The organism is Neisseria macacae ATCC 33926 (assembly GCF_022749495.1).
GTDB classification, from domain to species: Bacteria; Pseudomonadota; Gammaproteobacteria; order Burkholderiales; family Neisseriaceae; genus Neisseria; species Neisseria macacae.
The window spans coordinates 2107761-2126513 of sequence record NZ_CP094241.1; the positions used below are offsets into that span (position 1 = coordinate 2107761).

The following is an 18753-nucleotide window of genomic DNA, read 5'->3' on the forward strand; positions in this document are numbered from 1 at the left end:
TCGTCTGAAACGAGTGCAACGAGTTTCGCCAAAACCAAAAATCAAAGGAAACCCAATATGACCATCATCGTAACAGGCGCGGCCGGCTTTATCGGCAGCAACATCGTCAAAGCCCTCAACCAACGCGGTATTACCGACATCGTCGCCGTCGACAACCTGACCCGTGGCGAAAAATTCAAAAACCTTGCCGAGTGCGAAATCGCCCACTACCTCGACAAACACGAATTCATCCGCCAAGTGCGCGGCCATCTTCTGCCTTACGAAAACATCGAAGCCGTCTTCCACCAAGGCGCGTGTTCCGACACCATGAACCATGACGGCCTCTACATGATGGACAACAACTACCAGTACACGCTCGACCTCTTGGACTGGTGTCAGGACGAACGCATCCCCTTCCTCTACGCCTCCAGCGCCGCCGTCTACGGCAAAGGCGAAATCTTTCGCGAAGAGCGCGAACTTGAAAAACCGCTCAATGTGTACGGCTACTCCAAATTCCTGTTCGACCAAGTATTGCGCCGCCGCATGAAAGAAGGCCTGACCGCCCAAGTCGTCGGTTTCCGCTACTTCAACGTTTACGGACAACACGAACAACACAAAGGCCGCATGGCATCCGTCGCCTTCCACCATTTCAACCAATACCGCGAACACGGCTACGTCAACCTGTTCGGTGCCAACGACGGCTACGGCAACGGCGAACAAACCCGCGACTTCGTCAGCGTCGAAGACGTCGCCAAAGTCAACCTCTACTTCTTCGACCACCCCAATCTCTCCGGCATCTACAACCTCGGCACCGGCCGTAGCCAACAGTTCAACGAACTCGCCGCCGCCACCGTCAACGCCTGCCGAACCGCCGAAGGCAAACCTGAATTGAGCTTAAAAGAGCTGATAGAAGAAGAACTTATCCGCTATATCCCCTTCCCCGACGCGCTCAAAGGCAAATACCAAAGCTTCACCCAAGCCGACATTGCCAAACTGCGCGAAGCCGGATACAAGGAAGAATTTTTGGATGTCAAAGCAGGCGTCGAGCGCTACGTCAAATGGATGCTGGAAAATTTGGCTTAATTTGAAATGCGTATAAAAGAGGTCGTCTGAAAACTCGGATTTGAGGTTTTCAGACGACCTTTCCCATACAAACCTCGTCTGAAACCCCTTATAATCCAACCTTTCCCCTTTCTTCCTGCCCTCCCGATGTCCGAACTCTTCGCACCCCCCTCCATTTCCGTATCCGAACTCAACGCCCTCGCCAAAGCCTTGCTGGAAGACCATCTTGCCGGTTTGTGGATTGCGGGCGAAGTGTCCAATCTGACCCGTGCCGCCAGCGGGCATTATTATTTCTCGCTCAAAGACAGCCGCGCGCAGGTACGTTGCGCGATGTTTAAAGGTGCGGCGGCGCGTTTGGCGAAACCTTTGAAAGAAGGCGACCATATCGAAGTGGCGGGCAAAATCAGTATTTACGAGGCGCGGGGCGAATTTCAGATTACTGTGAACGAGGTGCGGCTCAAAGGCTTGGGGCAGCTTTACGAAGCCTACGAGCGGCTGAAGGCGCAGTTGCAGGCGGAAGGCGCGTTTGCGGCGGAACGCAAAAAACCTTTGCCTGCCCGACCGCAATGTATCGGCATCGTAACCAGTCTGGCGGCGGCGGCTTTGCGCGATGTCGTTACCACCTTGAAACGCCGCGCGCCCGAAATTCCCGTCATCGTTTATCCGACCGCCGTTCAAGGCTCGGGCAGCGAGTTTCAGATTGCCCAAGCGATTAAAACCGCATCGCAACGCGCCGAATGCGATGTGTTGATTGTCTGTCGCGGCGGTGGCAGCATTGAAGACTTGTGGGCGTTTAATGAAGAGCCTGTTGTGCGCGCCATCGAAGCCTGCGCAATTCCTGTCGTCAGCGGCGTAGGACACGAAACCGATTTCACGCTCGCCGATTTTGTCGCCGACGTACGCGCGCCCACGCCGACCGGCGCGGCGGAACTGGTCAGCCCCAACCGCCAAGAATCGCTGCACCGCCTCGCCCAAGCCCAAGGTCGTCTGAAAACCGTTTTGGAACAACGCTATTTCGATGCCAGCCAAAAGCTCGACTGGCTCGCGCGGCAAATCCGCCACCCGCGCCAAAAACTCGACGAACAGCGCACCTACATCCACAAACTGGCGCAAACCCTGTCCTACTCGATGACGCAAAACGTCCGCACCCACACCGCCCGTTTCGAACGCCAAACCCAAGCCCTGAAACATTGCCGCCCTGATATTTCCGTTTACCGGCAAGACATCGACCGCTTTCAGACGACCTTGTCGCACGCCTTCCGCCAACTGCTCGCCCACCGCCGCCAAAGCCTGACCGCCCAAACCGCCCTGCTCGAAGCCGTCTCGCCGCAGCAGATTTTGGAGCGCGGCTTCTCCGTCGTCAAAAACACACGCGGACAAGTCATCCGCAACGCCGATGTTTTGAAGCAAGGGCAGAAACTGCACATCACTTTTGCCGACGGCGAAACCGACGTGCGCGTGACCAAAGAGCAGGCGCAGCGGGAATTGTTTGATTAATCGCCGGCTTGAATGAAGAAGGTCGTCTGAAAACTGAACTGCACCCCAAAAGTTGGACATCCCCTCCAACTCACAAGGTGCAGTTTTTTTATGAGCAAATATACATTACACTTCAAATACCAAGCCGTACTCCACTACCTGCATATACGCAGCCAACAACGTACCGCAGACCACTACGGCATTTCCCGAACCCACCTGAGACGATGGATACGCGCCTATCAAGAAGGCGGTATCGGCGCACTCGAACATCCCCAATCCAAAACCATGCCCCAACACCGCAAAAACCCCTTCATCGCCGACAAACCCGACCAAGAAAAAACGCAGGCAGAGCTTATCGAAGAGTTGTGCTATATGCGCGCAGAGGTCGCCTACCTAAAGGAGTTAAAAGCCCTCAGCCAAAAACAGACCGAAAAGGACAAAGCCAAACCGTCCAAACACTGAGGGCGCAACACCCGCTCAAATACCTGCTGCACATCGCAAACCTGCCCAAAAGCAGCTTTTACTACCATCACCAAGACCGACCCGATCCCGACGCAGCCGACAAAGCCCTCCTTGTCGAAACCTACCGGCGGCATAAAGGACGCTACGGACAAAGGCGCATTGCCGCCGCATTAGATTGGAACCGCAAAAAAGTGGCGCGGTTGATGAAGCAGTTGGAACTGAAAGCCCTCATACGGGCGAAAAAAGCCTACCGCCATCCCGCCATGGGCGAGATATCGGAGCACCTCCTCAAACGCCTATTCAAAGCTGAAAAGCCCAACGAAAAATGGCTGACCGACGTTACCGAACTCAAAGGAAAGGACGGCAAACTGTACCTCTCGCCAATCTTGGACTTGTTCAACCGCGAGATCGTCGCCTACGCCATGAGCCGCAGAGCCGACAGCGAAATGGTGAAGGAAATGCTCGAAAAAGCCGCCCCCCGTCTGACTGCTAAAGGAACGATGCTGCATTCGGACCAAGGCGTGCTGTACCGTACGTCGGGATATAGGGAATTGCTTGCGGAGTATTCCATGGTTCAAAGCATGTCGCGAAAGGCGAACTGTTGGGACAATGCGCCGATGGAAAGCTTCTTTGCGGTGTTAAAGACGGAGTGTTTCTATAACGCAGGTGAATTGACGGTAGATGAATTGATGAAGCAGATAGATGACTATATGGATTACTACAACCGGGAGCGTTGCAGTCTGAAATTGAAAAAGCTGAGTCCTGTCGCATACAGAACCCAGCTTGCACAGAGCGCCTGAATAGGCTTTTATGAGTGTCCAAGATTTGGGGGCCAGTTCAAACGAGCGTGGCAAGTTTTCAGACGACCTTTTGACTTTGATGGAAGGCAAGAAACAGGACTATCGTAAACTCAGATATAGTGGATTAACTCGAAACTGACCCCAAACAAAAAGGTCGTCTGAAAATGTTCAGACGACCTTTTGAGTTCAAACAATGAACGATTAGTGTTGATGCGCGCCACCGTGGTCATGACCATGGCCGTGATCCATGCCGGATTGCGGCGCGGTTTTCACTTCCAGTTGTACGGTTTGAGGTTTGGCATTTTTGAATTTCAGGGTAACCGGTACTTTTTCGCCTTCTTTCAGCGGTTTTTTCAGACCCATGAACATAACGTGGTAGCTGCCCGGTTTCAGCTCGGTTACGCCTTTTGCCGCCAGAGGAACACCACCTTTGACTTCGCGCATGCGCATCACGCCGTTGTCGTTGACATGGGTATGCACTTCAACGCGGTCGGCTACCGGGCTGCTGCCGCCGACCAAGAAGTCTTGTTTGGCTTCATCGTTGTGGATCTTCATGAACGCGCCGCCCATTTTCATACCTTCGACGGTGGCACGCGCCCAACCGTCTTCAACGTGAACACCGGCTGCGGAAGCGGTGGATACCAAACCTGCTGCGATCAGGGTTGCCAATAATTTTTTCATGTATTGCTCCTTTATGATGAAATGGGTGGTTTTGTTGCGGCAAAAGCTTTCCGCGCGACATTGCATGTCGGTAATACTGTTCTCATCCTACATGCAATGGTCGTCTGAATGCTTTGACTCAGATTAAACAAAATGATTCAAATTAATTCATGAGAATTAATACTTAGTAAGTATAAATCATCTCAAAGTAAATTTAAACATACCCGCGCCACAATGCGATCGCCCACACGATACCCAGCATCGTCAAAGCGAGCAATTGCGCGGCGGAGCCGGCATCTTTTGCGCGTTTTGCCAACTCGTGTTTTTCGGTGGAAGTGTGATCGACGGCGGCTTCGACGGCGGTGTTGAACAATTCGGTAATCAGCGAAACAAACGACGCAATAATCAGCAGCATTTTGGTCGCGGAGTCGAAATTGAGGATGAAGGTCAAGACAATCAAAATCAGGTTCAGCCACAATACTTGGCGGAACGCGCTTTCATAGCGGTAGGCGGCGGCAAGCCCGTCTTTGGAATAGCCGAATGCGTTGATGATGCGTTTGATGCCGCTTTTACCTTTTTTATCGGCAGCGTAAGAAGATGGTTTCATAAGTAATGTTTGTATCAATATTTATATTTGTAAAAAAGGGTCGTCTGAAAACGAGCGAAGCGAGTTTCGCCAAAACGAGTGAAGCGAGTTTCGCTAAAACGAGCAAAGCGGGTTTTACTAAAACGGATTCGGGTTTCAGACGACCTTTCGGGATTATTGTTTGGACCAAGCTTCGACAGCGTCGGCAAACATCGCGGCGACGTCGAAGTTTTTTTGTTTCATGATTTCTTGGAAACCGGTCGGGCTGGTAACGTTGACTTCGGTCAGGTTGCTGCCGATAACGTCCAAACCTGCCAGCAAGATGCCGCGGCGTTTGAGTTCGGGGGCGAGGGTTTCGGCGATTTCTCGGTCGCGTTCGCTCAATTCCTGCGCCACGCCGCGTCCGCCTGCCGCAAGATTGCCGCGTGTTTCGCCGTTTTGCGGAATACGCGCCAAAGCATAGGGGACGACTTCGCCGCCGATAATCAGGATGCGTTTATCGCCGTGGATGATTTCGGGGATGTAGCGTTGCGCCATGATGGTGCGGGAATCAAGCTGCATCAGGGTTTCTAGGATGCTGCCGATATTGGGGTCTTTTTCGGTCAGGCGGAAAATGCCCATGCCGCCCATGCCGTCCAGCGGTTTGATGATGATGTCGCCGTGTTCTTTCAAAAATGCGCGGACGTCGGCGGAACGGGTCGTAACCAGCGTAGGCGCGGTGAACTGGCTGAAATTCAAAATCGCCAGCTTTTCATTGAAGTCGCGCATCGCCTGACCGCTGTTAAAGACCTTCGCGCCCTGCTGTTCCGCCAGCGTCAGGAATTGGGTGGCGTAGAGGTATTGCATATCGAACGGCGGGTCGGTGCGCATAATGACGGCATCAAAGTCTTTCAAGGTCGTCTGAACTTTATCTGCCGCTTTAAACCATTCATGGTCATCGTCACTTTTTGCACCGAGAAACTCAAACGGCGCAGCCTGAGCCGTCACCAATCCTTGCTGTACGGACAATTCGCCGCTCAAGGTATGGAAAAGCTGCCAGCCGCGTTTTGCCATCTCGCGCATCATGGCATAGGTGGTGTCTTTGTAGGTTTTGAAACTTGCCATCGGATCGGCAATAAACAGGACTTTCATAGGAACTTCCTTATAAACAAACGACGTAATCATACCTTGTATTGAGGTCGTCTGAAAGGGCGCGGGCGGTTTGGCAAAGAGGTCGTCTGAAAAGCAGTTTGTAAATGGTTACACAAACTTCCTTTTCAGACGACCTCTTCGATTCTACGTTTAAGCGGCGGCAAGGCTGATTAACTCTGCCGCGTGGCTGCGGGTCGTGTCGGTAATGATTTCGCCGCCAAGCATACGGGCGATTTCTTCGATACGCTGCTGATGGTCCAACACGCTGATTTCGCTGACGGTTTGTTCGCCTTCGCTGTGTTTGCGCACCTGCCAATGGTTTTCACCGCAGGAAGCGACTTGCGGAAGGTGGGTCACGGCGAGCACCTGATGTTTTTTACCCAAAGCGCGCAGGGCTTTGCCGACCATTTCTGCCACGCCGCCGCCGATACCGGTATCGACTTCGTCAAAAATCAGCGTGGGGACTTGCGTGTATTGACTGGTGACCACCTGCAAGGCAAGGCTGATACGGGCAAGTTCGCCGCCGGAGGCGACTTTGTTCAGCGGACGGGACGGATTGCCTTTGTTGGCGGCAACTTGGAACTGTACCTGCTCCAAACCGTGCGCTGTGGGCGAAGACGGCAGCAGGACGATGTCGAAACGCGCGCCTTTCATGGCGAGATGCTGCATATGTCCGGTCGTTTCCTCGCCCAACCTGCCCGCCGCCTGATGGCGCATGGCGGAAAGAACATGAGCGGCCTCCTGATATTCGGCAAGGTTGCGGGCAACGGTTTGCGTCAACGCTTCCAAATCGGCAGCGGCTTGCAGGCTTTGCAGGCGCTCGTCAATTTCAGCCAGCTTTTGCGGCAAGGCTTCAGGCTCGATGCGGTATTTCCGCGCCATCCCCATCAGTTCACCCATGCGCTGTTCCTGCGCTGCCAACTCGTTAGGATCGATGTCGCTGCGGCCTGCGACGTCGCGCATATTGGCGCTGATTTCGCCCAATTCGGCTTCAATGCTCGCCAGCATATTCAGGCTTTCGGCAAAGCGCGGCTCGATGTTTTGCAGATTGGTCAATAATTTTTGGCATTGATAAATTTGACGTTGGATGCCGTTGTCGCCATCGATGTAGTCGCCGACTTCTTCGGCAGCCTGCAACAGCTCGGCAGAATGGGCAAGGCTGTCGTGGCTTTGGCTGAGGGCTTCCCATTCGCCTTGTTTGACGTCCAACTGGTTCAATTCGTTGAACTGCCATTCCAAACGCTCACGCTCGATAATGATGGTCTCGGCGTGTTCCTGCGCTTCTTGGAGGGCTTTTTTAGCGTTAACCCAGTTTTGATAAAGCTGTCTGACGGTTTCCGCCTGCGCCTTACTGCCTGCAAATGCGTCCAACAATTCGCGCTGGGCGGATTCTTGATTGAGGGAATGGTGGGCGTTTTGCCCGTGGATGTCGATAAGCTGCCCGCCGACGGCTTTAAGCTGCGCCAACGTAGCTGCCTGATTATTGATAAAGCTGCGGCTTTTTCCTTTGGCGTCGATGATGCGGCGGATGCTGAGTTCTTCCGCGTCTTCGTCCAAAAAACCCTGCTCCTGCAATTGGGCTTTAAGTTCGGGCAAAAGGCTGATGTCGAACAATGCCGACAACTGCGCTTCCTTCGCACCGCTGCGGACTTGGCTGTAATCGGCTTTGTCGCCCAACAAAAGCCCGATTGCATCCAACGTAATCGATTTGCCCGCGCCTGTTTCGCCGGTCAAGACGGTAAAACCGCTTTGGAAATCCAGATTGAGGTTTTCAACAATGACAAAATCGCGCAGGGAAAGTGCCAACAGCATGGTAGTATTCCTTAGTAAATCGACCGCACATCGGCGGCTAACTTTAGATATGCTGATTATAACTAAGATTTTTTATAGTTTGAATAAGGTTTTCCTTATTTTATATCTAACAAACTGAATACAATGATATTATTTTTTAAAAAAAGGTCATCTGAAAACCTATTTCCAGTTTTCAGACGACACCTTTGCCAATCCTGCCTGATTTAATTAATCAGCCGCTCCGGCGTTTCTTCCTGCTCCTCCTCTTCGCCTGTCGGCGGCGTTTCGATCAAATCAGGCAAAACCAATTCGCCTAATTCTGTCAGCGGCGGCAAATCTTCCAAACTGTCCAAGCGCAAATCACTCAAAAACGTCGGCGTCGTCGCCCACAATGCAGGCCGACCGACGGAATCACGATGCCCGATTACTTCAATCCAACCCCTGTCCTGCAAGGTCTGCATCACGTTCTGCGACACCGCCACGCCGCGTATTCCCTCAATATCGCCGCGCGTCACCGGCTGCTGATAGGCGATAATCGCCAGCGTTTCCATCACAGCGCGGGAATAGCGCGGCGCACGCTGCTCCTGAAGGCTGCCCAGCCGCTCGAATGCCGCCTGCGCAATCTGAAACCGCCAGCCCTCGTGCGTATGCACCAGTTGCAACGCCCTGCCCTGCCAACGCGTTTTCAACTGCGCCAACACGTCGATTAATTTGTCCTGCGACAGCGGCGGCACACACAATTCGCGCATGGATTTTTCGTTTAGGGGTTCGGTTTGGGTCAAAAGCGCAGCTTCAATCAGCGCGTCGGGAGGGAGTTTTTCAGTCATAACGTTAAAATTTAATTGTTTTGATGTTTTCAGACGACCTTAAACAAGGACTCTTTTCAGTTTTATATGTTGGTTTTAAATTTTACAAGCAGGCCGTCTGAAAATTTTATTCTAAGGTTTCAGACGACCTTTTTGAGGGCAGTGAAACCTCTTTTGGCATTTCACTATACCGCCCTACTCGTCCGCAGGCTTCTGCCCTTTGCGTTCCGCCTTTCTGGCTTCGCGAATGGCTTTGAGTTCGGCTTCTTTTTGGCGGGCTTTTTTGAGCCATGTTTCCCATTGGTTCGGCGTTTCGAGGGTGATTCTGCCGATTTTGCCTTCGCGGAAGTCGGTGAGGATGTTTTCGGCGGCTTTTTGGTAGTTGACCCGTCCGCCGCTGAGGACTGCGCCGCGTTTTTTGGCTATCCACTCGAGCCATGAGTTGTCGTCCCAGTGGCTGCTGGGATCTTTGTCGGCTTGGTAGCGTTCTTGCAGCATGGGGAGGTAGTGGCGGCGGAGGTAGTCTAAGAGTTCGAGGGCGACTTCTTCTTCGTCCAGCGCGTTGCGTCCGACTGCGCCGCCGGCGGCGAGATTGTAGCCGCTTTCTTCGACGATGATTTTCGGCCACAGCATTCCGGGGGTGTCGTAGAGCCAGAAGTCGTCGGCGAGGAAGAGGCGTTGTTCGGCTTTGGTGATGCCGGGTTCGTTGCCGGTTTTGGCGGATTTTTTGCCTATCATGCCGTTGATGAGGGTGGATTTGCCGACGTTGGGGATGCCGCAGATGAGGACGCGCAGGGGTTTTTCTATGCCTTGGCGGTGGGGAATCATGGCGCGGCAGGCTTGGGTGATTTTGCCGTGTGCGCCGGTTTCGGAGGAATCGAGGGCGATGGCGCGGGTGTCGGGGCGGCTGTTGTAGTGTTCGAGCCAGATTTTAGTGCGTTCGGGGTCGGCAAGGTCTTGTTTATTGAGGATTTTGAGTTTGGGCTTGCCTTTGGAAAGCTGGGCTAGCAGGGGGTTTTCGCTGGAGGCGGGCATTCGTGCGTCCAGCATTTCAATCACCATGTCGACGCTTTTGGCGCGCTCGGCGATGGCTTTTTTTGCTTTGTTCATGTGGCCGGGAAACCATTGGATTGCCATGTTTTGTTCTTTCTGTCTGATTTGCGGTGGGGTCGTCTGAAAAGTGGTTCGGCGGTGTTTTCAGACGATCTGAGGTTTGTCCGTTTTCTGTGCAAAGGTCGTCTGAAAGCCTTCGCGGTTTTTCAGACGACCTTTTGGTTTGGGGCGCTCAAGGTTTAGAGGTTGCCGTGTTCGTAGCGGTAGTAGCCGGCTTCGTCCATACATTGTTCAAGGGATTTGGATTCGCGTCCGTGTTTGGCGTCGTGTTGCGCTTGTGATTTGCAAACGTTGATTTGGCGGGAAACGTCGGATTCGCTTGCGCCGGTGCGGTGCCAACGGTAGGCGGGGACTTCGGCGGCGCAGGCGGCGAGTGTGCAGGCGAGTGCGAGGGTGAGGATGTGTTTCATGGGTTTCTCCTTTTATAGTGGATTAAATTTAAACCAGTACGGCGTTGCCTCGCCTTGCCGTACTATTTGTACTGTCTGCGGCTTCGTCGCCTTGTCCTGATTTAAATTTAATCCACTAAATATCGAAAAGGTCGTCTGAAAAGGGGAATCAGCGTCCGGACAGGTTTTGCGCCTGTCTGTGGCGGACCAGCAGTTCGTAATGTCCTTGCAGGCGTTGGGCGAGTTTTTCGACGACATAGACGGAACGGTGCTGCCCGCCGGTACAGCCGATGGCGATGGTAACGTAGCTGCGGCTTTCTTTTTGCAGGCGCGGGAGCCAGTGGTTCATAAAGTGGTCGATATCGTCCACCATTTCCTGCGCCAGGGGCTGCTGGTCAAGATACGCTTGAATGGGGGCGTCCATGCCGGTATAGGGGCGCAGCTCGGGATCGTAATAGGGATTGGGAAGGCTGCGCATATCGAACATGAAATCGGCGTTGTTCGGCACGCCGTATTTGAAGCCGAAAGACTCGAGGATAACCAAAAGCCCCCTGCGCTCGATGTTGAGCCATTGTTGAACGGCGTAACGCAGTTGCTGCGCGTTCATTTTGGATGTGTCGATGCAGTAGGCGATGTCTTTGAGCGGGAACAGCCATTCGCGCTCTTTTTGCAGGCTTTCCAGCAGGGTAAGGTTCAGTCCCGACAGCGGATGGCCGCGCCGCGTTTCGGAAAAACGGCGCACCAGCACGCTTTCTTCTGCCTCCACAAACAATACTTCGACCTGATGGCCTTCATCGCGGAGGTATTGGATTTGCTCCTGCGCTTCCTGAATGTTGATGCCGGAACGGACATCGACGCTCACGCCGAGTTTGGTTTCATCGGCGCGCTCGATATGGTGCAGAACCAGAGAAGGCAGCATTTCCAGCGGCAGGTTGTCCACACAGAAATAGCCGAGGTCTTCAAGCTGTTTGAGGGCAACGGACTTGCCCGAGCCGGACAATCCGCTAATCAGGACGATTTTCATGGTTTTGTTCGTTTTCTTTGAGTTGTGTTTGATGGCGTTCGAGGAATTCTTTGGTACTGTCTTTGCCGCGCAACTGGAGGATGTAGTTGCGTACCGCCGCTTCAACCAATACGGCAAGGTTGCGGCCCACGGCGACAGGCAGGGTGACGGAACGGACGTTGACGTTGAGGATGGACTCGGTTTCCGTGCGTATGCTCAAGCGGTCGAGCTGCTTCATGTAATCATCATCAGCAGCGACCAGGTTGATAATCAACTGGAGGATTTTTTTCGGACGGATGGAGGTTTCGCCGAAAATGTGGCGGATGTTGAGTATGCCCAATCCGCGCACTTCAAGGAAATCACGCAACATCGGCGGGCAGCGGCCTTCGAGCGTTTCGGGACCGGTACGGAAAAGCTCGACCGCATCATCGGCGATCAGGCTGTGTCCGCGCGAAATCAATTCCAACGCCAACTCGCTTTTACCCAAGCCAGAATGACCGGTAATCAGCACGCCGACTTCAAATACATCGAGGAATACGCCGTGTTTGACGATGGAAGTTGCCAGCGTGCGTTGCAGGTAAATCCGCAACACGTCCATCAAATACGGGCTTTCGAGCTTGGAAGTCAAGAGCGGGATGTCGTTTTTATGGCAGTAATCGCGCAATTTGGGCGAAACCGCCAGACCGTTGGCAACGATGACCAGCGACATGGGAATATCGAAGAGTTCGCCGAAATCGTAATTCAATTCGCCCGATTCGAGGCGTTTGAGATATTCGGCTTCGGCAACACCGACGACTTGGATTTGATTGGGATGGATAAAATTCAAATGGCCGACCAACGCCAAAACGGGTTTGTCGGCCTCTACTCCGATGCGGTTGTCCGCACCCGAATTACCTGCCGCCCAAGCAAGTTGGAGCTTGTGCTGATTATCGGAAAACAGGCGGCGGACGGATATACTGGGCATTCTTTACTCTTCTGCCAGAAGTTTGCGCACCTCCTCGGCAGAGGTTGCGGACATCAAGGCTTCACGGACGGCTTTTTGCGAGAACCTGCCCGCCAGTTTGGACAAGACTTCCAAATGCTCGCCGGTCGCATTTTCCGGCACCAACAAAGTGAAAATCAGGGATACGGGTTTGCCGTCGGGCGCATCGAAAGCGACCGGCTCTTTCGTGCGGATAAACGCGCCGGTGGCTTTTTTCACGCAGGCATGACGGCCGTGCGGGATGGCGACGCCCTGCCCCAGGCCGGTCGAACCCAGCTTTTCGCGGGCAAACAGGCAGTCGAAGACATCGCCGTGAGGTAATTCTGCTTCATGTTCAAGCAGCAGGCCAGCTTCTTCAAACAAGCGTTTTTTGCTGCCGACTTCCAAGTCTAAAACGATATGGGACAAAGGCAAAATTTCGCCGATAAGGCTCATAGAAATCTCTTTTGATGTGGCAAAATGAAATGGAATTGTACCGACTGTCTGTACAAACCTCAATCCTGAACACGCAATTTACACTCAGATTGCTAACAAGAAACGCTGCTTCTTTGATATTTCTTAACTCACACACAAGGTCGTCTGAAAACGGCGGCAAGTGTTTTACAGCAGGTTTGGCTACCAGACAAAACTCCGCCACCATCGTCAACCCGCCCTGCCCCAAAAGCAAAACGTCGTCTGAAAACCTTTTCAGACGACGTGTTAAGCATCCTATTACCTCACAACCGCGTGGCAGCCAAAGCCCACAAATAATGCCCCGCCAAACCCAAAAACCACAGCAAACCGATATAGTTGTTATCCAGAAACACTTTAAAACAAGTCTGGCGGTCGCGGGTTTTGATGGCATGGTATTGACCGATTTGCAGCCACGCCACCGCAGGCAGCATGATCCAATACGGCCATGTCGCGCCGATTTTCACACCCAACACCGCCATCAGCGCGGTAAACCAAAAATGACAGAGCATGGAAGCGGAAATATCGTGATCGCCGAACGTGATGGCCGAAGTTTTAATCCCGATTTTCAAATCGTCTTCCTTGTCCGACATCGCATAAATCGTGTCGTAGGCAAGCGTCCATAGAGCATTGGCGGTAAACATCAGCCACGCCGTAGAAGGCACGCCGCTGCGGACGGCAGCAAACGCCATCGGAATCCCGAAAGAAAACGCCAGCCCCAAATAAAACTGCGGCAGCGGGAAAAAACGTTTGGTAAAGGGGTAAGTCATCGCCAAAAACAGCGCGGGAACGCTCATCACCCAAGTCAACAGGTTCAGCGGCGTCATGCAGAGGGCGGCAAGCAAGCAGAGGATGACGGTCAGCAGAATCGCTTCCGTTTTGGAAACCAACCCGCGGGCAAAGGGGCGGTTTTTCGTGCGCTCGACCGAACCGTCAAAATCGCGGTCGGCAAAGTCGTTGATCACGCAGCCTGCGCTGCGCATAAAGAACGTACCGGCGGTAAACGCCCAAAAAATATCCGCTTCCGGAATGCCTTCCGAAGCGACCCATAACGCCCAATAGGTCGGCCAAAGCAGCAGCAACGTGCCGATAGGCTTGTCGATGCGCATCAATTTACCGTATATGACCATCCGTCCGACGGCATAGCGCGGGAAAAAATGTAGGAGAACACGTTTTATCTTCATGCGAATGTGAAAAATATGTTATTGGTATAATAAATCAATTTGTAATTATTGCTTAGCGTATTATGTTCATTATAAATCAATTTTTAGATTTTACTATTTTATTTAGACCCTTATCCCCAACTTTTACAGAAAGATACAAAAACGGCATATCTGCGCCCTACACAAACTGCGCCAACCCCGCCAAAAAATATTCCGTCAGTTCCAACACCTCGCCATCCCAATCGAAATAAGACCTGCGGGCGGCGACAGGTCGTCTGAAATCATCCTGTCCGCCTGCGTTTTCCATCAGGCAAAACTCGAACGCCGAACGCTTCAGCGGCAACGTACCGTCAAACAGCCGCTCGCCCAAAGGCTGCGTGCCGCAATCCAATACGCCGCGCCAGGCTTGGGATTGCAGGCTGCACGCGCTGCGCGCCTGTACGACGGGCACGCTGTCCAGATGCAGCAAAACATCGCGGACAAATTGCGGGGCGGCGGTTTCGGCATGGTTTTCGCCAAACGGATTGCCCTGTCCGTCCAGTTCGCCCATATACAGCACTTTTACCGCAAAACTGCCGCCCAAGGCACGTAAGGCGGCGGTCAGCGATTGCGCTTGGCACAAAGCGGCGGCGCGTTCGTTCCAGCCCTGCGGCAGTTCGTCGGGAAGTTTGTCTTGCCAATTCAAAGGGGGATTCATGGGGTTTAGATTGATGTGTTTCATGTTTTAATCGTTTTCAGACGACCTTTCGTCCGTCTCCACCTTATCCAACTCCATCCACTCCGCATCGGGAAAATCTGTTTTCAGACGACCCTTTAGATACGCCGAGCTGTCTTGGGCGATGTGTTCGTCGCGGCTGTCGTGGATGTGGTTGAAAATCAGGCTGTGCAGGCTGATGCCGTATTGCTTGAGCGCGGCGAAGCTGAGCAGGGTGTGGTTAATGCTGCCGAGCCGCCCGCTGGTAACGAGGATGACGGGATAAGCCTGTTGCTGAATATAATCAATGGTTAACAGGTTTTCCGTCAGCGGAACCATCAATCCGCCCGCGCCTTCGACCAATACGATTTCGTATTGTGCCGCCAGTTGCTGCGTGGCGGTGCGGATTTTGTGCAAGTCCAAAGCCCTGCCGTCCAGACGGGCGGCGAGGTGGGGCGAGGCGGGATAGCTGAAGATTTCGGGCATGGTCAGCCGCTGTTTGTCGGCTTCCTGCATGGGTATGCCCATAATTTTGCGGTGGACGGCGATGTCGTCGGCGATGTTTTGGCAACCGGTTTGCACGGGCTTTTGCGTGATCACGCTTTTGCCCTGCTTCAACAATTGTTTTGCCAACATGCCGGTGGCGACGGTTTTGCCGATGTCCGTGTCTATGCCGCTGACGAAGTAAACGCCTTTCATTTGCTGTGTTCCTTCAAGATTTGTACGGTTTTGTCGGCAAGTTCGGTCAAGAGGTCGTCTGAAATGATGTAAGGCGGCATGATGTACACCAGCCTGCCGAATGGGCGCACCCAAATGCCCTGCGCCACGCAGTCCGCTTGAAAACGCGCCATATCCACGCCTTTTTCCAGCTCGATCACGCCGATGGCACCCAAAACGCGCACGTCTTTCACGCCGCGGATGTCCCATGCGGTTTTCAGACGACCTTTTAAGATGCTTTCGATGCGGCGGATATTTGCCTGCCAATCTTGGGACAAAAGCAGCTTGACCGAAGCGCAGGCAACGGCACACGCCAGCGGGTTCGCCATAAATGTCGGGCCGTGCATAAACACGCCCGCTTCGCCGCGCGAAATCGTTTCGGTGACTTTTTGCGAAGTGATTGCCGCCGCCAGCGTCATATAGCCGCCGCTCAAACCCTTGCCGATACACATAATATCCGGCACGACCTCCGCGTGTTCGCAGGCAAACATCTTGCCCGTGCGCCCGAATCCGGTGGCGATTTCGTCAAAAATCAACACGATATCAAATTCGTCGCACAAATCGCGCAAACCGCGAAGATACTGCGGATGATAAAAATACATGCCGCCCGCACCCTGCACGACCGGTTCCAAAATAAAGGCGGCGATATCCGCATGATGCGCTTCAAACAAGGCGCGGACAGGCTGCAAATCCGTTCCGTCCCATTCATCGTCGAAACGGCTTTTCGGATTATCGACAAAATAACGCTGCGGCAGAGCGCTGCCGAAAATATGGTGCATCCCCGTTTCCGGATCGCAGACGGACATCGCGTTCCAAGTATCGCCGTGATACCCGCGCCGCACCGTCGCAATATTCTGCTTCGCGGTCAAACCCCGCGCCTGCTGGTATTGCACCGCCATCTTCAACGCAACTTCTACCGAAACCGAACCCGAATCCGCATAAAAAATACGGTCCAGCCCCTGCGGCAAAATCCCGACCAACAACTTGCCCAGCTCCACAGCCGGCCCATGCGTCAAACCGCCGAACATCACATGCGACATTTGCTTAATCTGCGCCTCAACCGCTTGATTCAAAACAGGATGATTGTAGCCGTGTATCGCACACCACCAAGACGACATCCCGTCAATCAGCCGCGTACCGTCCGCCAATTCGATATGCACGCCCTCCGCACGGCGCACCGGATAAACAGGCAACGGATCGGTCATGGACGTATAGGGATGGAGCAGATGGGCGCGGTCGAAATCGAGCAGGGAGGAAGTGTGTTCGGGCAACATATTTTCTGAGAAGGGTTTATATCAAATTCCGCTATTTTAACCCACTCTGATTAGATGAAAACCTGAAAAGTCTTTATTGAATAAGGAAAAGGTCGTCTGAAAACCTGTTTTCGGTGATGTGGTTCATATCCGACATAGTATGCAGAAAAATATCAGGCAGCCTTTTGTATGGCTGGAAGAAAATGGGCTGAACCGAGCGATTTGAGTAGGAAAATGCCGGATTAGCCGTGCTGGACTACGGTTGCTCATCCAGTATTTGTCGCAAAGCGGCAAACAGGTTGGTGTCGTTGGCAAATTGATAGAAATCGGGGCGGCCGGCTAGGAAACGGCGCAGTTCGCCGTATTGCTGCAGACGGAACAATACCAGCGCATAGAGTTCATTTTCCATGCCACCTTGTAACGGGCGACTTTGCATGAAGCGGCAGAAACCCTCTAAGTCAGGCACTTGCTGTGTAAAGCTGGCAATGTCGGCTTCTATTTGCCCGGCAGTCTGCCGCACCCAATCCAGCATTTGCTCAAGCGTAAAGTGGGCGAAGTCGGGTTCTTGTATGCGCCACTCGTCTTGTATCCCTGTCAAACCCAGTGATGGTTCTCCATTGAGTCGGCTGCTGAAGCTTTTCATCATCTCTTCTTCGCCGAAAAGTTTGAAAAACAACGAATCCAGACAATCCGGTTTGGCTTCTATGCGGATGGATACACGCTCATTGATGGGTTGACCGTTAAACACAGCCACCAAATAAGCCTGGACAACGCTGAAAATGTAGCCGTCTTTAACCCAATAAATAAAACCACCGGAGACCGTCTGAAAGCCGCGCGTTTTGAGTTCGGCTTTAAGTAATTGTTCCAGCCATTGACGTTTCACGCTATCGCGGAATTTTTCGCGCTTGTGTTCGGCTTGCACTTTGTCCCAAGCTTTGAGTAGAAGGGCGGGGAGGCGGTGAATATCTAGCATGATGATGCAGGTAAAATTTCAGGTAGCCCAAGGCTACCTGAAACCTTACAACTCAATCCCTTTCAGCTTCGCCACCGTATTGATGTCTTTATCGCCGCGGCCGGACAGGTTGACCAGAATCACTTGGTCTTTGCCCATCTTCGGCGCATTGGCGACTGCCCATGCGAGGGCGTGGCTGGATTCGAGCGCGGGGATGATGCCTTCGAAGCGGCACAACAAATCAAAGGCCTCGAGTGCTTCGTCGTCTTTGGCGACGGTGTATTCGACGCGTTTGATGTCGTTCAGGTGGCTGTGTTCCGGGCCGATGCCGGGGTAGTCGAGGCCTGCAGAAACGGAGTGCGTACCCAAGACTTGGCCGTTTTCGTCCTGCATCAGGTAGCTGCGGAAGCCGTGCAGTACGCCGATGGGGGCTTTGCTGGTAATCGGCGCGGCGTGGTCGGGGGTATCCACGCCCAAACCGCCGGCTTCCACGCCGACGAGGCGCACGTTTTCTTCGCCGATATACGGGTGGAACAGGCCGATGGCGTTCGAGCCGCCGCCGACGCAGGCAACGGCGACGTCAGGCTGTCTGCCGATGGCTTCCTGCATCTGCGCTTTGGCTTCGTTGCCGATGACGCATTGGAAGTCGCGCACCATTTCGGGATACGGCGCGGGGCCGGCGGCGGTGCCGATGATGTAGAACGTGTCGTCCACGCGGGCGACCCATTCGCGCATAGCTTCGTTCATCGCGTCTTTCAGCGTGCGGCTGCCGCTGTCGACGCTGACCACGTTTGCGCCCAATAATTTCATGCGGAACACGTTGGGCATTTGACGCTGGATGTCGTCCGCGCCCATGTACACGTCGCAAGTCATGCCAAAGCGGGCGGCGACGGTGGCGGAGGCCACGCCGTGCTGACCCGCGCCGGTTTCGGCGATGACGCGTTTTTTACCCATGCGGCGGGCGAGCAGCGCCTGACCGATGGTGTTGTTTACCTTGTGCGCGCCGGTGTGGTTCAGGTCCTCGCGCTTCAACCAGATTTGCGCGCCCCCTAGATGCTCGGATAATCGCGCGGCATGGTAAACGGGGCTGGGGCGGCCAACGTAGTGTTTCAAATCGCGGTGGAACTCTTCCCAAAACGACGGGTCGTTTTTCGCTGCTTGATAGGCATCCGCCAGCTCTTGCAAGGCGGGAATCAGTGTTTCGGAGACATAAAGTCCGCCGTGTTCGCCGAAAAAGCCCTTCTCGTCGGGCGCGTGGTAGTTTTTCATCGGATTTCTTCCTTG

20 protein-coding genes are annotated in these 18753 nt (G+C 53.6%); 4 read left to right on the forward strand and 16 right to left on the reverse strand.

The features are described 5' to 3' along the window. Nucleotides 1-57 precede the first annotated feature (57 nt). From rfaD to MON40_RS10150, 4 genes are all read left to right on the forward strand, one after another. Nucleotides 58-1062, forward strand: a complete 1005-nt coding sequence (gene rfaD, locus MON40_RS10135; RefSeq protein ID WP_003776834.1) for an ADP-glyceromanno-heptose 6-epimerase — start codon at nt 58-60, stop codon at nt 1060-1062. 126 nt (nt 1063-1188) lie between these two features. Beyond that, nucleotides 1189-2538 (forward strand): exodeoxyribonuclease VII large subunit, encoded by a 1350-nt coding sequence (xseA, locus tag MON40_RS10140; RefSeq protein WP_003776832.1) that lies wholly within the window; start codon nt 1189-1191, stop codon nt 2536-2538. A 90-nt stretch (nt 2539-2628) separates the two neighbouring features. Further along, on the forward strand, nt 2629-2979 hold the full coding sequence (locus MON40_RS10145) for a helix-turn-helix domain-containing protein (RefSeq protein WP_003756443.1): 351 nt from the start codon (nt 2629-2631) through the stop codon (nt 2977-2979). Further along, nucleotides 2883-3779 (forward strand): IS3 family transposase, encoded by an 897-nt coding sequence (locus tag MON40_RS10150; protein ID WP_242925898.1) that lies wholly within the window; start codon nt 2883-2885, stop codon nt 3777-3779. Before MON40_RS10145 ends, MON40_RS10150 begins: the two co-directional genes overlap by 97 nt. A 201-nt stretch (nt 3780-3980) precedes the next feature. Here the strand turns inward: MON40_RS10150 and MON40_RS10155 are convergent, their stop codons facing one another. The 16 genes from MON40_RS10155 to trpB all read right to left on the reverse strand — a co-directional run bounded on the left by MON40_RS10155 (nt 3981) and on the right by trpB (nt 18738). Next, entirely contained in the window at nt 3981-4460 is a 480-nt protein-coding gene (locus tag MON40_RS10155) for a copper chaperone PCu(A)C (protein ID WP_009311228.1), read from the reverse strand. Nucleotides 4461-4653: 193 nt separating this feature from the next. Next, nucleotides 4654-5046: a diacylglycerol kinase gene (locus MON40_RS10160; protein WP_003756111.1), complete on the reverse strand. Its 393-nt coding sequence runs from the start codon at nt 5044-5046 to the stop codon at nt 4654-4656. Between the two features lie 153 nt (nt 5047-5199). Further along, complete coding sequence (gene gshB / locus MON40_RS10165; RefSeq protein ID WP_039862766.1) at nt 5200-6156, reverse strand: glutathione synthase; 957 nt, start codon at nt 6154-6156, stop codon at nt 5200-5202. 150 nt (nt 6157-6306) lie between these two features. Beyond that, a complete protein-coding gene (recN, locus tag MON40_RS10170) occupies nt 6307-7968 on the reverse strand; it encodes a DNA repair protein RecN (protein ID WP_003776821.1) in 1662 nt (553 codons plus the stop codon). A 203-nt stretch (nt 7969-8171) separates the two neighbouring features. Continuing rightward, a complete protein-coding gene (gene scpB / locus MON40_RS10175) occupies nt 8172-8774 on the reverse strand; it encodes an SMC-Scp complex subunit ScpB (protein ID WP_003769031.1) in 603 nt (200 codons plus the stop codon). A 174-nt stretch (nt 8775-8948) separates the two neighbouring features. Further along, nucleotides 8949-9890 carry a ribosome biogenesis GTPase YlqF gene (gene ylqF, locus MON40_RS10180; RefSeq protein ID WP_003776819.1) on the reverse strand — a complete coding sequence of 314 codons (942 nt, stop codon included), beginning with the start codon at nt 9888-9890 and terminating at the stop codon, nt 8949-8951. Between the two features lie 155 nt (nt 9891-10045). Further along, nucleotides 10046-10276, reverse strand: coding sequence for a hypothetical protein (locus tag MON40_RS10185; protein WP_003776813.1), 231 nt, complete (start codon nt 10274-10276; stop codon nt 10046-10048). A gap of 148 nt (nt 10277-10424) precedes the next feature. Further along, nucleotides 10425-11279 (reverse strand): RNase adapter RapZ, encoded by an 855-nt coding sequence (gene rapZ / locus MON40_RS10190; RefSeq protein ID WP_003756091.1) that lies wholly within the window; start codon nt 11277-11279, stop codon nt 10425-10427. After that, on the reverse strand, nt 11260-12222 hold the full coding sequence (gene hprK / locus MON40_RS10195) for an HPr(Ser) kinase/phosphatase (protein WP_003756089.1): 963 nt from the start codon (nt 12220-12222) through the stop codon (nt 11260-11262). Before hprK ends, rapZ begins: the two co-directional genes overlap by 20 nt. A gap of 3 nt (nt 12223-12225) precedes the next feature. Continuing rightward, on the reverse strand, nt 12226-12675 hold the full coding sequence (ptsN, locus tag MON40_RS10200) for a PTS IIA-like nitrogen regulatory protein PtsN (protein ID WP_003743926.1): 450 nt from the start codon (nt 12673-12675) through the stop codon (nt 12226-12228). 281 nt (nt 12676-12956) lie between these two features. After that, on the reverse strand, nt 12957-13820 hold the full coding sequence (ubiA, locus tag MON40_RS10205) for a 4-hydroxybenzoate octaprenyltransferase (RefSeq protein WP_479724789.1): 864 nt from the start codon (nt 13818-13820) through the stop codon (nt 12957-12959). A 211-nt stretch (nt 13821-14031) separates the two neighbouring features. Further along, complete coding sequence (locus MON40_RS10210; protein ID WP_003776808.1) at nt 14032-14574, reverse strand: chorismate--pyruvate lyase family protein; 543 nt, start codon at nt 14572-14574, stop codon at nt 14032-14034. A gap of 3 nt (nt 14575-14577) precedes the next feature. Next, nucleotides 14578-15246 carry a dethiobiotin synthase gene (gene bioD / locus MON40_RS10215; protein WP_003776805.1) on the reverse strand — a complete coding sequence of 223 codons (669 nt, stop codon included), beginning with the start codon at nt 15244-15246 and terminating at the stop codon, nt 14578-14580. Then, entirely contained in the window at nt 15243-16538 is a 1296-nt protein-coding gene (gene bioA / locus MON40_RS10220; RefSeq protein WP_003776803.1) for an adenosylmethionine--8-amino-7-oxononanoate transaminase, read from the reverse strand. Before bioA ends, bioD begins: the two co-directional genes overlap by 4 nt. Nucleotides 16539-16773: 235 nt before the next feature. After that, a complete protein-coding gene (locus MON40_RS10225) occupies nt 16774-17490 on the reverse strand; it encodes a hypothetical protein (RefSeq protein WP_003776801.1) in 717 nt (238 codons plus the stop codon). A 45-nt stretch (nt 17491-17535) separates the two neighbouring features. Further along, nucleotides 17536-18738 carry a tryptophan synthase subunit beta gene (gene trpB / locus MON40_RS10230; RefSeq protein ID WP_003776797.1) on the reverse strand — a complete coding sequence of 401 codons (1203 nt, stop codon included), beginning with the start codon at nt 18736-18738 and terminating at the stop codon, nt 17536-17538. Nucleotides 18739-18753: the final 15 nt, after the last annotated feature.

Bases quoted from the DNA above. Each gene is read 5' to 3' on its own strand.
- rfaD (WP_003776834.1), top strand. From the start codon at position 58: ATGACCATCATCGTAACAGGCGCGGCCGGCTTTATCGGCAGCAACATC.
- xseA (WP_003776832.1), top strand. From the start codon at position 1,189: ATGTCCGAACTCTTCGCACCCCCCTCCATTTCCGTATCCGAACTCAAC.
- MON40_RS10145 (WP_003756443.1), top strand. From the start codon at position 2,629: ATGAGCAAATATACATTACACTTCAAATACCAAGCCGTACTCCACTAC.
- MON40_RS10155 (WP_009311228.1), bottom strand. From the start codon at position 4,460: ATGAAAAAATTATTGGCAACCCTGATCGCAGCAGGTTTGGTATCCACC.
- MON40_RS10160 (WP_003756111.1), bottom strand. From the start codon at position 5,046: ATGAAACCATCTTCTTACGCTGCCGATAAAAAAGGTAAAAGCGGCATC.
- gshB (WP_039862766.1), bottom strand. From the start codon at position 6,156: ATGAAAGTCCTGTTTATTGCCGATCCGATGGCAAGTTTCAAAACCTAC.
- recN (WP_003776821.1), bottom strand. From the start codon at position 7,968: ATGCTGTTGGCACTTTCCCTGCGCGATTTTGTCATTGTTGAAAACCTC.
- scpB (WP_003769031.1), bottom strand. From the start codon at position 8,774: ATGACTGAAAAACTCCCTCCCGACGCGCTGATTGAAGCTGCGCTTTTG.
- ylqF (WP_003776819.1), bottom strand. From the start codon at position 9,890: ATGGCAATCCAATGGTTTCCCGGCCACATGAACAAAGCAAAAAAAGCC.
- MON40_RS10185 (WP_003776813.1), bottom strand. From the start codon at position 10,276: ATGAAACACATCCTCACCCTCGCACTCGCCTGCACACTCGCCGCCTGC.
- rapZ (WP_003756091.1), bottom strand. From the start codon at position 11,279: ATGAAAATCGTCCTGATTAGCGGATTGTCCGGCTCGGGCAAGTCCGTT.
- hprK (WP_003756089.1), bottom strand. From the start codon at position 12,222: ATGCCCAGTATATCCGTCCGCCGCCTGTTTTCCGATAATCAGCACAAG.
- ptsN (WP_003743926.1), bottom strand. From the start codon at position 12,675: ATGAGCCTTATCGGCGAAATTTTGCCTTTGTCCCATATCGTTTTAGAC.
- ubiA (WP_479724789.1), bottom strand. From the start codon at position 13,820: ATGGTCATATACGGTAAATTGATGCGCATCGACAAGCCTATCGGCACG.
- MON40_RS10210 (WP_003776808.1), bottom strand. From the start codon at position 14,574: ATGAAACACATCAATCTAAACCCCATGAATCCCCCTTTGAATTGGCAA.
- bioD (WP_003776805.1), bottom strand. From the start codon at position 15,246: ATGAAAGGCGTTTACTTCGTCAGCGGCATAGACACGGACATCGGCAAA.
- bioA (WP_003776803.1), bottom strand. From the start codon at position 16,538: ATGTTGCCCGAACACACTTCCTCCCTGCTCGATTTCGACCGCGCCCAT.
- MON40_RS10225 (WP_003776801.1), bottom strand. From the start codon at position 17,490: ATGCTAGATATTCACCGCCTCCCCGCCCTTCTACTCAAAGCTTGGGAC.
- trpB (WP_003776797.1), bottom strand. From the start codon at position 18,738: ATGAAAAACTACCACGCGCCCGACGAGAAGGGCTTTTTCGGCGAACAC.